This is a genomic window from Pedobacter sp. BMA (assembly GCF_001027745.1).
GTDB lineage: Bacteria > Bacteroidota > Bacteroidia > Sphingobacteriales > Sphingobacteriaceae > Pedobacter.
In genome coordinates this window covers 385,701-401,638 of record NZ_LECU01000002.1, presented here as the reverse complement: position 1 = coordinate 401,638, position 15,938 = coordinate 385,701, and the positions used below count along the sequence as shown (strand labels likewise).

Annotated in this window: 16 protein-coding genes; 9 read left to right on the top strand and 7 right to left on the bottom strand. The window is 39.3% G+C overall.

Annotated elements, in window-relative coordinates; translation table 11 throughout:
- Positions 1-220 precede the first annotated feature (220 nt).
- The gene (locus AB669_RS04115) at positions 221-1,117 is read right to left on the bottom strand and encodes an AraC family transcriptional regulator (RefSeq protein ID WP_047798004.1); all 897 of its coding nucleotides are present in this window, start codon (positions 1,115-1,117) and stop codon (positions 221-223) included.
- Positions 1,118-1,279: 162 nt separating this feature from the next.
- Between AB669_RS04115 and AB669_RS04110 the strand changes: the two genes are divergently transcribed.
- The 7 genes from AB669_RS04110 to AB669_RS22300 all read left to right on the top strand — a co-directional run bounded on the left by AB669_RS04110 (position 1,280) and on the right by AB669_RS22300 (position 8,280).
- A complete protein-coding gene (locus AB669_RS04110) occupies positions 1,280-2,038 on the top strand; it encodes an SDR family NAD(P)-dependent oxidoreductase (protein ID WP_047798003.1) in 759 nt (252 codons plus the stop codon).
- Between the two features lie 118 nt (positions 2,039-2,156).
- Positions 2,157-2,627: a cupin domain-containing protein gene (locus AB669_RS04105; RefSeq protein ID WP_047798002.1), complete on the top strand. Its 471-nt coding sequence runs from the start codon at positions 2,157-2,159 to the stop codon at positions 2,625-2,627.
- The gene (locus AB669_RS04100; RefSeq protein ID WP_082120578.1) at positions 2,624-3,361 is read left to right on the top strand and encodes a carboxymuconolactone decarboxylase family protein; all 738 of its coding nucleotides are present in this window, start codon (positions 2,624-2,626) and stop codon (positions 3,359-3,361) included. The genes AB669_RS04105 and AB669_RS04100 overlap by 4 nt, the downstream gene beginning before the upstream one ends.
- Positions 3,362-3,374: 13 nt before the next feature.
- Positions 3,375-5,348: a pyrroloquinoline quinone-dependent dehydrogenase gene (locus AB669_RS04095; RefSeq protein WP_053058248.1), complete on the top strand. Its 1,974-nt coding sequence runs from the start codon at positions 3,375-3,377 to the stop codon at positions 5,346-5,348.
- A gap of 1,082 nt (positions 5,349-6,430) precedes the next feature.
- The gene (locus AB669_RS04090; RefSeq protein ID WP_047798001.1) at positions 6,431-7,054 is read left to right on the top strand and encodes a TetR/AcrR family transcriptional regulator; all 624 of its coding nucleotides are present in this window, start codon (positions 6,431-6,433) and stop codon (positions 7,052-7,054) included.
- A gap of 69 nt (positions 7,055-7,123) precedes the next feature.
- Positions 7,124-8,059 (top strand): MFS transporter, encoded by a 936-nt coding sequence (locus AB669_RS04085; protein ID WP_197082340.1) that lies wholly within the window; start codon positions 7,124-7,126, stop codon positions 8,057-8,059.
- Positions 8,056-8,280: an MFS transporter gene (locus AB669_RS22300; RefSeq protein WP_197082338.1), complete on the top strand. Its 225-nt coding sequence runs from the start codon at positions 8,056-8,058 to the stop codon at positions 8,278-8,280. The genes AB669_RS04085 and AB669_RS22300 overlap by 4 nt, the downstream gene beginning before the upstream one ends.
- Positions 8,281-8,925: 645 nt before the next feature.
- Here the strand turns inward: AB669_RS22300 and AB669_RS04080 are convergent.
- The 3 genes from AB669_RS04080 to AB669_RS04070 all read right to left on the bottom strand — a co-directional run bounded on the left by AB669_RS04080 (position 8,926) and on the right by AB669_RS04070 (position 11,607).
- Entirely contained in the window at positions 8,926-10,251 is a 1,326-nt protein-coding gene (locus tag AB669_RS04080) for a trans-acting enoyl reductase family protein (RefSeq protein ID WP_156166657.1), read from the bottom strand.
- A 64-nt stretch (positions 10,252-10,315) separates the two neighbouring features.
- Positions 10,316-11,152: a phytoene/squalene synthase family protein gene (locus AB669_RS04075; protein WP_047797999.1), complete on the bottom strand. Its 837-nt coding sequence runs from the start codon at positions 11,150-11,152 to the stop codon at positions 10,316-10,318.
- A 107-nt stretch (positions 11,153-11,259) separates the two neighbouring features.
- Positions 11,260-11,607: a hypothetical protein gene (locus AB669_RS04070; protein WP_156166656.1), complete on the bottom strand. Its 348-nt coding sequence runs from the start codon at positions 11,605-11,607 to the stop codon at positions 11,260-11,262.
- Positions 11,608-11,633: 26 nt separating this feature from the next.
- On the opposite strand from AB669_RS04070, the gene AB669_RS04065 reads away from it, so the two are divergent.
- Entirely contained in the window at positions 11,634-12,143 is a 510-nt protein-coding gene (locus tag AB669_RS04065; RefSeq protein WP_047797997.1) for a MarR family winged helix-turn-helix transcriptional regulator, read from the top strand.
- A gap of 119 nt (positions 12,144-12,262) precedes the next feature.
- On the opposite strand, the gene AB669_RS04060 is transcribed toward AB669_RS04065, so the two are convergent.
- Together AB669_RS04060 and AB669_RS04055 are read right to left on the bottom strand one after the other, a co-directional pair.
- Positions 12,263-12,796 carry a hypothetical protein gene (locus AB669_RS04060; RefSeq protein ID WP_047797996.1) on the bottom strand — a complete coding sequence of 178 codons (534 nt, stop codon included), beginning with the start codon at positions 12,794-12,796 and terminating at the stop codon, positions 12,263-12,265.
- A gap of 17 nt (positions 12,797-12,813) precedes the next feature.
- Positions 12,814-13,218, bottom strand: a complete 405-nt coding sequence (locus AB669_RS04055) for a tautomerase family protein (RefSeq protein WP_047797995.1) — start codon at positions 13,216-13,218, stop codon at positions 12,814-12,816.
- A gap of 438 nt (positions 13,219-13,656) precedes the next feature.
- Between AB669_RS04055 and AB669_RS04050 the strand changes: the two genes are divergently transcribed.
- Entirely contained in the window at positions 13,657-14,256 is a 600-nt protein-coding gene (locus AB669_RS04050; RefSeq protein WP_156166655.1) for a Crp/Fnr family transcriptional regulator, read from the top strand.
- A 197-nt stretch (positions 14,257-14,453) separates the two neighbouring features.
- On the opposite strand, the gene AB669_RS22535 is transcribed toward AB669_RS04050, so the two are convergent.
- Positions 14,454-14,726, bottom strand: a complete 273-nt coding sequence (locus AB669_RS22535) for a BlaI/MecI/CopY family transcriptional regulator (protein WP_197082336.1) — start codon at positions 14,724-14,726, stop codon at positions 14,454-14,456.
- Between the last annotated feature and the right edge of the window lie 1,212 nt (positions 14,727-15,938).

Genomic DNA, 15,938 nt, shown 5'->3' with positions numbered 1-15,938 from the left:
TGTACAAACCAATTCGTTTGACCACTTCCCGCCAATTTGTTACATGCAGCCAAGCAAAACTTTACAGAAATTTTATTTCCATTGAGAAGGGGTCAATTTATTCTACAATTAATCTTTGGTACTTGCCAAAAAGAACATGATCTCAGTGGATTATAAAATAAGGTTAAAAAGTTAAAGAGATTTTTATACAAATATTCTCGATCATCTTATAAAGATTAGATTAATTCAAACTTCTATACTCATTCGGAGAATAACCAACTGATTTTTTGAAAGCTCTTGTAAAATGTTGCGGGTATTTAAAACCCAGTTCATAGGCAATTTCACTAATTGACATATTACTGCCCAATATTCGTTCTTTAGCAATGTCCATCACTTTTAACTGTATATATTCCATTGCCGTTTTGCCGGTTTCTTTTTTTACCATGTCACCAAAATAATTAGGAGAAAGGTGTAGTTGTTCGGCGCACCAGGTGACTGCCGGGATACCAAATGTTTGCGGTTTGTCAGAATGGAAATAATCCTTGAGTAAAACTTCAAATTTTTCGACGTTGCTCTTATTAGACTCATTTCTGGTAATAAACTGCCGATCATAAAAACGAACGCAATAATTGAGGAAAAGTTCGATATTAGCTGCGATCAGCATTTTGCTGTGCTTATCAGTTCCCTGTTCCAGCTCGTACTTAATCTTTTCAAAACAGTCCAATACAATCTTTCTTTCCTTTTCAGAAAGGTGGAGCGCTTCACGCGTCTCGTAAGAGAAAAAGTTATATTTATCAATATGCCTGCCCAGTGATGTGCCGTGAATCAGGTCAGGATGAAAAAGCAGCGCATAGCCTGAGGGTTTGTAATCCTCATTGATGTTTACATTGATGATCTGACCAGGAGCCACAAAGACCAAAGTTCTGTCCTGATAATCATATGTATTCCTGCCATATTTTATATCGCCGCATTGTACATCTTTCAGATAAACGGCATAAAAACCAAAGTTCATCTTCGAAGCATACACCTCGGGAGCCGTTCCGTGAAAATTTATGATGCTTACTTGAGGGTGTAGGTTTTGCTGATGATAGAACTTATCATGCTCGCTTACCATATCAATTCTCAATACTTTTTCCATAACGTTTAATTAAATTCTTATCCAAATCTAAGGCTATTCCACTTCAGAATCAATTCTTTAAATTAAACCTGTAAAAGTGGTAAGCAAACCTGTAACCATGGTAAGGAATAATCGCTCGTATGGGCTGACCTTTGTACTATCAAAGCAAATAAATATAAAGTCATGAACATAATGGAAGGAAAAGTTGCACTGGTTACAGGCGCTGCATCAGGATTAGGACTCGCAACTGCATTGGAATTTGCAAAGTTAGGTGCTTCGGTGGCGATGGCCGACTGGAATTTGGAACAAGTAAATCAGGCTGCTGACAAGCTAGCAGAAGATGGATATAAAACCTTGGCAATTGAATGTGACGTATCTGAAGATGCTCAGGTAAAAGATATGGTCAACAAAACTGTGGCACATTTTGGAAAGCTGGATTATGCCTATAATAATGCGGGTGTACAAAATCAGCTCGCAGAGGCTGCAGATCAAACTATGGAAGATTTTGAGCGGGTAAATAATATCAACTACCGTGGTATCTGGAGCTGTATGAAGTATGAATTGCAGCATATGAAAGAGCAGGGAAGTGGTGCAATTGTAAATTGTTCTTCGATTGGTGGAATCCGTGCAGGTGCGCAGCCTGGGGTTTACCATGGTTCTAAACATGGTGTAATTGGAATTACCATCAGTGCTGCCGTTGAGTATGCCAGTTGTGGTATCCGCATCAACAGTATAAGCCCGGGATTGTTTTATACCGGTATGTCAGAGGAAATGATTGAAGGTGGTCAGAAAGAGGCGCTCGATAGAATGATGAGGATGGTACCAATCGGCCGTATGGGGCGCCCGGAAGAGATTGCCAGTGCAGTAGTGTTTCTATGCAGTGATGCTGCCAGCATGATTGTAGGTCACAATCTGGTTGTAGACGGCGGACTGACCATTTAACCAGATCTGATCAACTTCATCAGATTATGCCGTAAAGAAATACTTTTCGCGAAGCCGATCAAGGCGATGGGAACACTGAGATTTGATACTTAAGAGCTAAAACTAAAATGAATAAACAATGAATCGGAAAAGCATATTTACGGCCCTTTTAGCTATGGGTGCAATGGACAGCATGGCACAGATGCAAAGCGATGGTGGTATCTTTCCCAAAGGTAGGTTAACGCAAGCGAATTTTACAGGAACCGTTTACGTGCAGCCGTTGTTGCCTCGGGATAGTGTTTTCAATCTGGTGGCGGGAAGCGTAACCTTTGAACCAGCAGCAAGAAGTTACTGGCACACCCACAATGCCGGCCAGATTTTGATGGTCCTCAGCGGAACTGGCTACACCCAGCTAAAAGGAGAACCGATACAGGTTATCCACAAGGGAGAAGTGATCACCTGCCCGCCAAATGTGGAGCACTGGCATGGGGCATCACCTGGAAGCGGCATGACACATTTGTCGTTGAACCCAAATGCTGATAGAGGTGTGGTAAACTGGTTAAGGCCGGTGACCGACCAGGAGTACAACGGTAAAAAGGCAAAACAATGAAAATTATCGGCAGACGCATTTTTTCGAATTTATTAATGTTGCTGATGAGCTGCCTCACGGTAGCATCAGCTGCACAGCAAAAAAAGAACAACATGGAAAAACTGGATAAAAAAGAACAACAAATAGTCGATATTTCAGCATTAGCAGCCATTGGAAATATACCTAAGTTAAAGGAAAGCTTAAACATGGGCATGGATGCCGGACTCACGGTCAATGAAATCAAGGAAACACTTGTGCAGTTGTACGCTTATTGCGGGTTTCCACGAAGCCTTAATGCCATCAACGTTTTCATAGTCGTTTTAGATGAGCGCAAAGCAAAGGGGATTATAGATATTGAAGGAAAAACCTCATCGGATCTTTACTTAGCAGACAAATATCAATCAGGTAAAAACAACCTTCAGATCCTTACTGGGATGGAGGAAAAGAAACCCAGTGGCGCCAATGCATTTGTACCAGCCATTGATGTGTTTTTAAAAGAACATCTTTTTGCGGATATCTTTAACCGAGATTTATTAAGCTTCAAAATGCGTGAACTCATTACCATTTCTGCCTTGGCAGCAATGACTGGCGTTGCTCCCCAGCTGCAAGCGCATATTGGCATGGGCATGAATACCGGGATTACTGAAGTGGAGCTTAAAGATGTCTTCGAGCTGATAGATAAATCCATAAATACCATTCAGGGTGACCTTGCCAGAGAAACCCTGGCTAAGGTATTGTCAACCAGAAAACCATAAACTTTAACCAAATATGATGATCGGAAAAAAAATTATCTCTTGTAGCATCATGGCAGCTTCGCTGCTCGTGGGGACTAATAACAGTTTTGCTCAAACCATACAGGGTTCGGCAAATGAATGGAAAAACTATGGCAGTGATAAGGGCAGTTCTCAATATTCCTCACTGAGCCAGATTGATTCTTCAAACTTTAAGGGTCTGCATATTGCATGGACCTGGCGCTCGGTTGAAGAAGAAATCACCAGAACACATCCGGAAATTAAAAGTTGGGTTTGGGAATCCACACCACTAATGATCGAAGGGGTGTTATATATCAGTACCTCTCTTTCCCAGGTTGCGGCGATCGATGCGGCAAGTGGAAAAACGAAATGGGTATATGATCCCCTAACCTGGAAAAACGGAACCCCGTCCAATAATGGATTTGTCCATCGCGGCGTTGCCTTCTGGAAGGAGGGCCAAGATGAAAGAATCTTGCTCGGTACCGGGGATGGTTACCTGATTGCAATAAATGCAAAAAATGGCAAAACGGTAGATTCCTTTGGTATCGCCGGCCGTATTGATCTTACCCAGGGACTGGGCAGAACTGTAGACCGGAAACTTTATGGGGTATCCTCAGCACCCATTATCTGCAGGGATGTTGTGGTGGTGGGCACCAAGGTGCACGACGTGCCGGTAAGCAATACAATGCCGCCCGGCGCTGTTCGGGGCTTCGATGTACGTACGGGAAAACAGGTATGGAAATTCAATGCCATTCCACAAAAAGGTGAATTCGGAAATGATAGCTGGGATGCAAATTCCTGGAAAACAGTTGGGAGCGCTAACGTATGGGCGCCGGTCAGTGCGGATGAGGAACTGGGTTATGTTTACCTGCCTTTCAGCACCCCTTCAAATGACAATTATGGCGGCGGAAGGTTAGGCTCGGGATTATTCGGAGAAAGCCTGGTCGCCCTTGATGCGAAGACTGGAAAGCGTATTTGGCATTTTCAATTAGTACACCATGGTCTTTGGGATTATGATCCGCCCGCTGCGCCGAACCTGATTGATATCAATGTTGATGGTAAGCCCATCAAAGCGGTAGCGCAAGTCAGCAAACAGGGGTTTGTATATGTTTTTGATCGTATAACAGGTAAACCGGTTTGGGATATTGTGGAAAGGGCAGTACCGCAATCAACCGTTCCGGGGGAAAAGTCATCTCCTACGCAGCCTTTTCCTAGCCGGCCAGCGGCATTCGACCGCCAGGGAATCACGGCAGACGATATTGTGGATTATACACCGGCGCTGCGTGACTCAGCGATGTCTCTTTTGAGTAAATTTAATTATGGTCCTTTGTTTACTCCGCCAATATTGGATAAGCCTACCATTCTAATGCCTGGTATAGCAGGCGGGGCAAGCTGGGCAGGCGCTGCATTTGATCCGGAAACAGGAATGTTTTACGTTCCTTCAAATACCATTCCTTATGCGGTAACACTAGAAAAATCGGGCACACCGCATATCGGGTATATTGGAAAAACAGTAGCCATGGAGACCATTGATGGTATTCCTTTGTGGAAGCCACCTTACGGCAGGCTGACGGCAATAGATATGCATACCGGAGATCATAAGTGGATGAAGCCAATGGGCGATCTGTCTACTACCGTACCGGCACTTAAGGCGTTTGCAAAATCACCGCTCGGCCGCTCTACCAGAAGCCATATCCTGTTAACCAAAACCCTGCTTTTTGTTGCACAGGAAGGTAGTACCCAGCGTGAGGAAATGGGTGGGGGCGAGGCTGGAGAAAGGGCAAAGTCATCAGGTCCCAAATTCCAGGTCATCGACCCTGCAATTGTTGCTTACGATAAAGCAAGCGGAAAAATGATTGGAAAGATCGACCTTCCAAGAAATGCCACCGCAGCTCCGATGACCTATATGCTCAATGGTAAACAGTATATTGCTGTAGCTACAGGAGGCGCTAATCTTGCTCCCGAGCTTATTGTACTTTGCCTGAATTAAATTTGATGACAATGAAAGAAATCCTTGTTAATATCATTATCCTTTATTTTCATGGCTATAATTAATGCTGCACCTATAAAAACAACAGCGAATGTCAGAAAGGGTCATATTGACAAAAATGAAGTTTATCAAGCATACGCAGTGAATTTAAGGTTGGCTTAGCAGAACATATATCTTAGGCAGTGAAGGGAGGGTCGGAGGTATGTCACTGCTCAAATTATCAGATCACTAAGCCTGCAACATTTCAGTGTTGCTGTGTATGGTCGTGAAGAAGCTTCTCCAGAGCAATTGAGGTCACCATACTTCAACTTTGTGATGTTCCCCGAAAATTGTTCGCTGCAGTTAGAGAACAACCCCAGACATGCCGTAAGGACTTTGATGCCCGTATCTTCGAGCTCAATCGCGAGTGCTAGTGTGACAGCAATTAATGCGATTTTCGAGGCTTGATAGGTAGCCTTAAATAAGGGTTAAAAGGAAAGTTAGGATCTGAATGCAGGGTCACTGATTCTCTATGCTAAAATATTTAAAAATTACTACCGAAGTAGAAAGTGCGATGAGTGGCAGCATAGACCAAGCCACTGCCAATTAAGCCACTAAATTGATTTAAACAGCGTAAGGATTTGTCCGGAAGTGCCACAAGTTAGGTTACTTGCCTTTATTATCTTAGTAATATAGAATAGCGGCGTGACTGTCCGATTGCTGCATTATCGACCAAAAACCTAAATGCCCAAATTCAGGTGTAATGTGCTCAGCGGCTGTAATGATGGTTTGTTCTTTATGTACATCTAATTAAATTGTCTAGGCGGAATTGCCAATTCCTTCGGCGACGATTTGCCATGTTAAAATACCTCGAAACTAGCTGTTCGATGGAACCGTGCGCACTAATTCTTTAGCGATCTGTTGGTCAAGTCATTTATTGGAAACAGTCACTAATGCAAAAGACCGGTGGAAATATGCCCCAAAAGACTGCTGTATTTTCGGGGCCTAACTTATGGGTGAAGGTAGGTTGAGCAGCATCGTTCTGTTACTTAATATTAACAATTAGGGGTCTCATACATAATTTCAGGCTCAAAAGACAAATAATGAAAAATTTTAAACTGATCAGTTTAAAATTGTATCTTTGTAAGGCAATGGGAAGAAATAAAGAATTTGATTTCGAAAACAAGCTGGACACTGCGGTAGAAGTTTTTTGGGCACAAGGATATCATTTAACCTCAATCACTGACTTAGAGCGTGAGATGGGCATTAATCGCAGTAGTATCTACTCTACTTATGGGGATAAAAAAAGTTTACTGATCAAATGTCTCAACAAATATCTAAAAGCTAAAGTTAACCAATATGGGGCTATTCCCAGAGGTGTTGATGCAGTTGAAGACTTAAGGAGAATTTTTAGGCTGTCAGTCGATCAGAGTATCGAGGAAGGTAGAAGCTGCTTAGCCGTTAAGTTGGCATTTGAAATCTCATTATGTGATGATGATGTCAGACGGATATTGGTGACCAATGAAAAAAAATTCGAAGAGATTTATTTTAAGGTACTAGAAAGGGGGCAGGAAATGGGATCTGTTAAAACTGAGTTGAATGCTAAACTGACAGCTAGTTTCTTTGCGGCCTCGTCGAGTGCGCTATTTAAAAATTATGCTTTGAATAAAAACAGAAATGCTGTTTATGACATGATAGAAAATCTGATTAACATGGTCAAAGCATAAGTTATCAATTTTTTTAGAATTAATCAACAAGAATATTTTTTTAATCTTTTTTAAACTGATCGGTTTAATATGAATTTTAGTGTAAATAGAAAATTAGCCTACATTGGATGCTTAGGCGTTATCGGAATTATCAGTACGGAATTTGGTGTCATCGGCATCTTGCCTCAGATTGCGGAACATTACCGTATTAGCATTGGCACAGCAGGCTATTTATTAAGCATGTTCGCTTTGACCATTGCATTTACAGGACCATTTATGGTTTTATACGCATCTCGGTTTGACAAAAAGAAAATCATGCTTTATGCACTTGGGTTGTTTTTAATTTCTAATGTTGGCTCGGCTTTCAGTCCGCCTTTCTGGCTACTCATGGTATTGCGTATTTTGCCAACACTACTGCATCCGGCATTTTTTTCGATGGCGATTGCCGCGGCGAGCAAGGATGCTTCTCCTCAATTGCAGATGCGTTTGACCAGTATCATTATTGGCGGTATTGCCCTTGCTCAGGTGACACTGATTCCTTTTACCACCTTTATAGCCAGTATTTATTTCTGGCAGTTGAGTTATGTCCTTCAGGCTTTAGTTATTTTGGTGACCTTGGTAATCGTTTATAAAGGCTTACCAGCTCTGCCTAATACCGAAGCGAAGTCTTTTAAAAGTCAATTGAGGGTACTCAAAAGGCCAAGTTTTATTGCAGGAACTGCGGTAAACTTATTTCTGATCACGGCATGGTTTTGTTCTTACAGTTATTTTGCTGATTATCTTTCCAGAGTGATGGGCTTAACTGCTAAGCAAATAAGTTATATGTTACTTTTGTTTGGTGTGATGGGGGTGATCTCCAATTTTCTGGCAGGCCGTTTATTAGGAAAGTATATGATCAGTACAACTTTATTCTTTCTTGCTGGCACATTTCTCGTGCCGTTTGGATTTCAGCACGTGAACGGTTCGCTATGGAGTGTTGCACTGGTGGTAGGATTCTGGGGCGTGATGTATGGTCCTTGTTTTTGATTGGGGTAGGATATATGGTTTCAGCTGCGCAAGATGCCAAGGAATTTGCAAATAGCCTGCAGACTTCCTTCGGAAATCTTGGGGTTTCGTTAGGGACGGCAACCGGCGGCTGGTTCATCAGTCATTACGGGATTTCCATTACGCCGTGGGTGGGGATTGGTTTTGGGGTATTGGCGATGGTGATGATTTTCTGGAGGGCGTGGCTCGACAGAAGTCATTAATATAAAATACAAATGGGATTAGGTCGATTCAATAGCTGATCAATCTGCTATTGAATTGATTGGTCGATAATTACAAATGTCAGGTAGCTTGATTGATTAATATGAATTAACTTCTTCAAGATTTTTGATTTCTTCCAAGGTACAATGTTTGGTTCGATCATGAACTTGGCAATATTTTTAACTGATTTTCGTCCACAGTCCTAAAATTACGATTTGAAAGTGTTTTATGATTTCGCGCCGATCCATCCATAGGCAAATCTTTATTAAATGCGAGAGGGACTGCACGAATTTTTTTCTAAAAAGGCTGCATGAAAGGTATTTCGAGGTTTTCCCTATCCTTGCTGACAAATTCTTCACAACCTGTGTAGACCTCTATAAGTCGTTTGTCCTGAAAAATTGACTTAAACATTTAACGACTTTGGTAGAGATAAAAGCTTGTATGCTAATTTATCAGTTGAAATAGAGGCTACAGTGGTTAAATAATTAAACTGAGGGATCTAGAGATTGCTTGTTACTCCAATCTTTCGATTGGAGTAAATGGGGCTAAATCAATTCATCTTGACTTAAATCGCATTTCCTTTTCTCTTAATCAACGAAGTGCCGGTATTTATTTGATGGTTATACTTTAATATTGGTGAAATTGTTTTATTTTAATTCTAAAGACGGCATACGCATTTGCTCTAGATTTTGGATGCCAATTGCTAAAGCAGGCGTAATGCAACCTGCACGTTTTGAATTGACTAAGCTTAATCCAACCTCCACTATAATTGCCGCAGTTGCAGTATATCCCGGATGGCCACTACCAGTCAAGGTTGCTCTCCCTGTTTTTCCGTTTTTATTTGTCGCAACTGCTTTTACAGTCCAATCCCAGTCCCTAAGATAATGTTCTGAAGGGCCAGTCCCCGCTTTTGGCAACCTTTTTTCTATAGACTCACTTAGCCATCGTCGAACGGGTAAAGGAAGCCTGGTAAGACCTACCATAGTTTTTTGTAAGCATCCCTGGATAAAAGCCTTCAAATAGTTATATTTTCCGTGTAATCCGTTTACGGAACCACTCTCTACGCCCTCGGAATATTTGGCAGAAGCGTAGGCTTCGTTTTGCTCTGCCGCCAAGAGCGCAGCCGTTCTATGAATGATTGGCGGATTCAGAAAAGCAACTGGTACCATAGGTTCCAAAACCTTTCCCTCATATATCTTTCCTCCAAGATGCATTTTTTGTGGTAAAAGTCCCTTGCTGATTTTGGGTAGCAATCCACTTGCGTTCCCTATAATTCTAGCACCTGGATCCTTCAACATTGCCACAATACTTGCAAGTGTTCCCCCTGAAACCGATTGATTAAATGGTACTCCGCCCTCGGGAAGCCTGGTAAAATCAACTGTCACTACAATGTTTTGGATATCGCCCCCAGCACCGGGCCCTTCTTGGGAATTTTTTGAGCATATTTCATTCTGTGCACTGGCGCGGTAACACGCTAACAAAGTGGTAAGATCAGCGGGCATGGCTTCCCAGCCTGCCATTTGCACAATTTGTACGCCAGCATTTCGGGCGCTTGCATCAAAGCGATCAATTACACGCCTTAACAGGGGCAATTCGCCGCTTAAATCAGCATATGAAGTACCCGAGGAAATACAAGCAGAAATCACTGACTCTGCACTAGGTGTATATGGTCCAACTAAGTTAAGCAATACACGTGTCCTTGCCGCAAGTCTTAGCAGTGAATCACTATCATTGGTATCGGCAAGGATGATTTCTACATTTTCTGCATTCAATTGCTTTAGTACTTCAGATAACTTCTTTGCATCCCTGCCTGCCACTGCCCAACGTTTTATTCCCAAACTGTCCGTTAAAATGTGATTTATCTGGATCAGTTGTTCCACGACAAGTTTTCCTGTAAGTCCTGTAGCCCCCAGTACAACGATGTCAAAATCTGTAGTATTGGATGGCATGTTGTTTTTTGTGTTGCGATTCATAGGGTTGATGTTAGCTGAGTTTATATTATGAATTTCTTTATTGGATGTATGCAAAACGGATAAATTAGATTAGATTCAACTTATTGCTAGCATAGCAGCTTATGATTAGTTTCAATTTTTGATAGTTTGATACGCGAATACGCTTATTTAAAAGAATCTCAACGCTTGCACCTGCAATTTTTAGCTGTAATTGTTTATAGAACCCATACGCAAGGTAGACTCCATAGCGAGATGATCTGGGAAGTAGCCTTATTCCTTTAAGACCTTCATCAAAATCTTTACTTATGTCTTTCAATAAGGTTTCTTTACCTATTTCCGAAAAATTAGACAGGTCAGTATCAGGAAAATAATTTCTACCCAAATTCTGCGAATCAGCCTTCATATCCCGTAGAAAATTGATCTTCTGAAAAGCGGAGCCGAGTCGCATCGCAAATCGCTTAAGGGAATCAAAAAGTACTGCATTTCCGTTTGTGAACACGTACAAACACATTAATCCAACGACCTCAGCGGAACCAAGAATATATTTCTCAAAACTTTCATTATCATAAGTCATGGGCTGCAAATCCATCTCCATGCTATGCAGAAATTGTTTGATTAATTCATGGTCGATATTATACTTGGCGACCGTTTGCTGGAATGAGTGAATGATTGGGTTTGTACTGATGCCGCGATCGATCGCATTGAAACAATCTTGAGCTAGCTCCTTTAATAAGATTGATTTAGGATAGCCATCAAAACTGTCAACAATTTCATCCGCCAGTCTCACAAAAGCATAAATGGAATAAATAGGGTTTCGTATATCTCTCCCCAGACACAAGATCCCCAGTGAAAAGCTTGTACTGTAGCGTTTAGTAGTTTCCTTACTCAATGAAAGGGAAAGTTCATCAAATATTTTTTTCATAACTTATAAAAATAATAGCAAATTAATTCAACCTAATTTCTGTCTCAGAATTCTTCTACGGAATTGAACTTTCGTCATCATCAAAGGATCTAAATCTCAGTGATTAATCAACCAAGTGGACATACCCTTCCGATGCGATATATAGGTGTATCAAAATATACTGCCATTACATTTGCCTGAATTCCAAGTCTAAATAATTTCGAAATAACTTGATTTGCGATGTTTTCATTGCTAACGATCCGTAGTACCTTATCACAATCTTCCAGATCCAATGTCCACTCCGTGATTTCTGCAAATGTATTCATCAGTTCTTTAAGTGACTTGAGTTGTGCATCTTTTCTGACATCAGTTGAGATGATTATAATAAAATCTTCCATATTTAAACTTAACGATGAGTTCGCTGTCTTGATAACAACAAGATAAAGGTAAACATTGTTTACTAAAATAGTAAACAATGTTTATTTTTATTTATCTTTGATTTATGGACTCTTCGAGAACAATAGATGATCAACTTAGAGAATTTGAGCAAAATGACTCCGTTAATTGGCAAGCTCTTATATTTAATCTTCGTAAACATTTTGACAGCTGGTCTCATATTTATATAGGAGCATTGTGGAAGGACATTAAACTTTCCCATCTCCCTGTGATATTCAATGTAAGTGTGGATGGTAGTTCGGTATCTGAGATTGCAAAAAAACTCAATCATCCAAAGCAGTCTGTAAGCAGATCGATTAAAGAGCTTGAAGTTTTGGGATTTGTGAGCAGTGCTACCTGTACTCAGGACAAGCGGGTTGAAGTGCTAACCTTGACGGATTTAGGGAAAAGCTTTATCCTCGATGCTAAAGGAGTGACCGCTCGAACGAATGACATTTATAAAAAACTTGTTGGAGAAAATGAGCTTAAGATAGCGACGGAGGTTATCATGAAAATCATAGCTTTCTATGAGTCCAATAATGACCGGATTCTAGAAGTTCCTTCCGAAATAGTCTAGGGCCTGGTTATCACATGGATTGAGATGGTCTTAGATTAAGCGCTTCATTTATTTTCTCTTCGTTAGAGAGACGCTATTGACTAAATCTCGATTTATCTGCAAGTTTTTATTATAGTTTCCTATTTTGGTTGTCTATCCAAAAAACTGGGTTGCGGTAGATGATCTGTGAGTTCAATAGAATAGATGACGCTTGTAATTTTCCAAAAACCGTCCCTCTTAATTAGTTGAAGTAGTTTTCGCCCCCAGTTAATCATCCTTCCATCGGCCCAGAAACTATAATCCATGGTCACATTTGCTACGGTGCCATCTTCAAAAATATGGATGCGGTCAAACTTATCTTCTGTATATTTATAACGATATAAAGATCTCATAAAATCCTTATATGAGCCTGAAAAATAAGTCTTGCGGGCTGCTGCACCGCTTTTTGTTTTTTTAGACTCCTGCTCTTGTGAATAAGCCTTTAATGCAGCGCACCAGACAATGGGACCATCATTGAATAGTTGATAAAATCTAAGAGAATCCCTTTCCAAGACGCTTTCCGAATATGCTTGAATAACTGCCTGTATTCCAGCTACAGGTTTTGGTTTCTTTTGGGCATATAAATTACTTGCCCAAACCAGTATAATTATTGTCAATGTTGTTGTAAATTTCATGCGTTAGTAATTATTTTTTAAGAAGAAAATATGCTTTGAATGTATTTATATTCTGTTGTTGACCCATCATAGCCGAATGAGTCTGCAGACATTTCCGTTATTGCCGTATAGCTAATGGGATGGATATTAACAAGATGGGTGGACATAATTTTATGTACTTTATGGATTAAAGCTGATTTTTCATTTTTCAGGTTAGTCGAATCCGTAATTTTTATTTCCAGATGGAAACTTTTTGCATTTAGATCACTAAGTGATTCGTTGTTTATCCACCAATGGGCTTCATCATGAAATGATATTATAATAGAAATTAGTTCATATTTTTTATGGAGTATTTCTACGACCGACTTGGTAAGCTCTTCAGCTAGTTTTTTACTCAGCGATACGTCCTCTGGTCCGCTAAGCTTTAAATTTAATATAGGCATCCTGATATTTTTTAAGTTTTAATGATGGCAAATTTTCATTATTAGATCCTATTAAATGATGACATAGGTCAAGAGTTTTTAGGGGTTTTCTAATGATATCGCCCAAAATGATGGCAGTCTCTTTCAAAAGCTTTCCCAGGAAAAATATCTGCTAAACTCTTGATGCAGATCAAGAAATGCCACAAAATGAAGTAGAATATTTGTAAGGATAATCAAATTCGATCTAAATGTTAAAATGATTTAATAGCTGGTTATAAAAAAATTAAATACCAATTAAGTAATGAAATTATTAAATTTGATTCGCAGAATATTTTTACTTTATACATCAATTCATTCTTATCGATACATCAGAAAAGACTAGGTCAGACTGCGTAGTTTCAGTCTCTCAATCATCGGCCAAATAGAATGTAATTTAATATTTGTTAAAATCTTAACAACATGGTGAACGCTCAAGGGATGCATGACATTCTAAAACAAGTTCTTACCAAAAGGGTAGGCCTACAGGAAAAGGCAATTCAAAAGCTATTAAGCATTTCTAAGATTAGATCACTGCGAAGAGGCGAGTATTTAGTGGAAGAGGGAATGGTTTGCAATATTGTAGCCTTGGTTATAAAGGGAACACTTCGATCTTTTATTCGTACCGATCAGGAAGAATTTAACAATGATTTCTATTTTAATGGTGATTTTGGCATCGCCCTAACAAGCTATTTAACAGGTAGGCCAACTAATTGTAATATACAGGCTTTAGAGTTTGTTGATCTGCTTGTGATAAGTAAGCAAGATATGCTAAATCTGGAAAATGATGATCCAGATTTTTTAAGACTAAGCAAGTACATCGCCGAAAATTATTTCATAAGAAAATGCAAAAGAGAATCCTCATTTCTCAAATTTAATGCTTCTGATAGATTATCCGTTGCACTGGAACTTTACCCAGGAATACAGCAAAAAGTATCACAGTTTCATATCGCATCTTATCTTGGAATAAAACCAGAGACACTTAGTCGTGTGAAATTAGCATCACTAAAACGAATAACTTAGTTGCGACTTCGTGCGTGGCTGCTTCAGCAGGACAGATTTATCTAATTTCCAAATTAGAAGCGTATAGCCCTTAGGACTATCCCATATTTTGGTGCGCCATTATCACAATGCCATACCATTGTGGGACTAACTTACCTCTCGGGTGGTATTTTAAGTGTTTTGGTTAGCCCGCTTTTTTTATAGCGAATTTATTATTCTTAATGAATGTAGTTAATTAGTTCATCTTGATTACTCGAAAAATGTCCGTCGAGTATACCCTTAATCAAACTTACCAAGTAATCTTCTTTTTTTAAGATAGCGTAATAATGGAAGGCGTTATTAACTTTCCTATGTGAGATAAAACCTTTATTCTCCAATAGCCTTAAGCTCATTGACAATGTGCTGTATGCAATTTTTGAAGAATTTACATTTTCAAGAATGTCACGGGATAAAAGATTTTCCTGAATCCAAAGCGCCTCTAGAATTTGCATCTCGATTCTGTTAAATTTATTTTTTAACATAAGTTTTTCTAAAATGGTATATGACTTCTTTTAATCTGTAAATTCCTACCATATAGAATAGATAAGTCTCTATTAAAATTTATTTTTAGCCAATTTTTATAAACCAATACCAACTATTAATCTTGGCTGCAATTCATTTGATAAACGTTCGACATAACTGGCAGTAAATGATTATTAAGATCAAATTGTATTTGCTACCTGTCATAGCATCTTTCCACTGAAAAGATCATTTTTTAAAAAAGCCTCCCAAAAACGTGTTGGCTCTTGACTCGTATCTTTAAAGAATTCAGAAGGTATTGTGCCATTAGTTGAGCATTGAACTGCATATGAGATCATCTGATCTTCTATATCCTATTGATAAAACGATAGATAGGATAAAAAGTCCCTACTAAATTGATTTTTATTTAAAAGCGCGAGATATTCAGAACCTTCATCAAGCGAATATGTCAACACATACTATTCCATAGTATTACTTTTATATTCAATATGTGAACCTGCATAAATTTAGCTGGCGCAACAAAACCGTATATCTAACAAATAATTTAAGTATATAATATCATTAATCAGATAAACATCTTAAGGGATAAGAAAAGGGTTTCTTATCGATCATTGTTGAAATCATGTTTTTTCACCTTTTTTTGCGCTGTCTAACCTAATTTAGGATATATAATAGATACTGAATCTTTCCAGTCAGTTTTTCTTCGCTTACTGGTTATCATTAAAAACAAGGACAGACCATCTGGTACTGTCCTTGGATCTTTAACTAAAATTAAATTAATAATTGGCAGCTTCTACTCTACCAATGTCTTATTGATAAACTTCTACCCCGCTTGCTATAATTTATTTATTATTTGATATATCGTATCTGAACCTTATAGTTGTGCGAATAGCGTTTCTGTATCAAGTTAACCAGCAAAAAAAATAGTCGATTGGATTGAAATGTTCTTATCTTCAAATCGGTCCATTTTTTTAATTTTATTAAATTTCTACCATCATATATAACCATTATAGCTGTTTTGCCAGTTCCGGTCTATGATCTATGTAAAGCTGAAACACTATATCTCTAATAATCAGTTCATTCAACCCTTTATTTGTAAGTGTGCCCTCCATTTTAAGGCGGTTGAGAAAGGCACGCTAAGTAAATCCATCCATTTAGCTTGTTCGGTTTTTTGCCACCGCTAA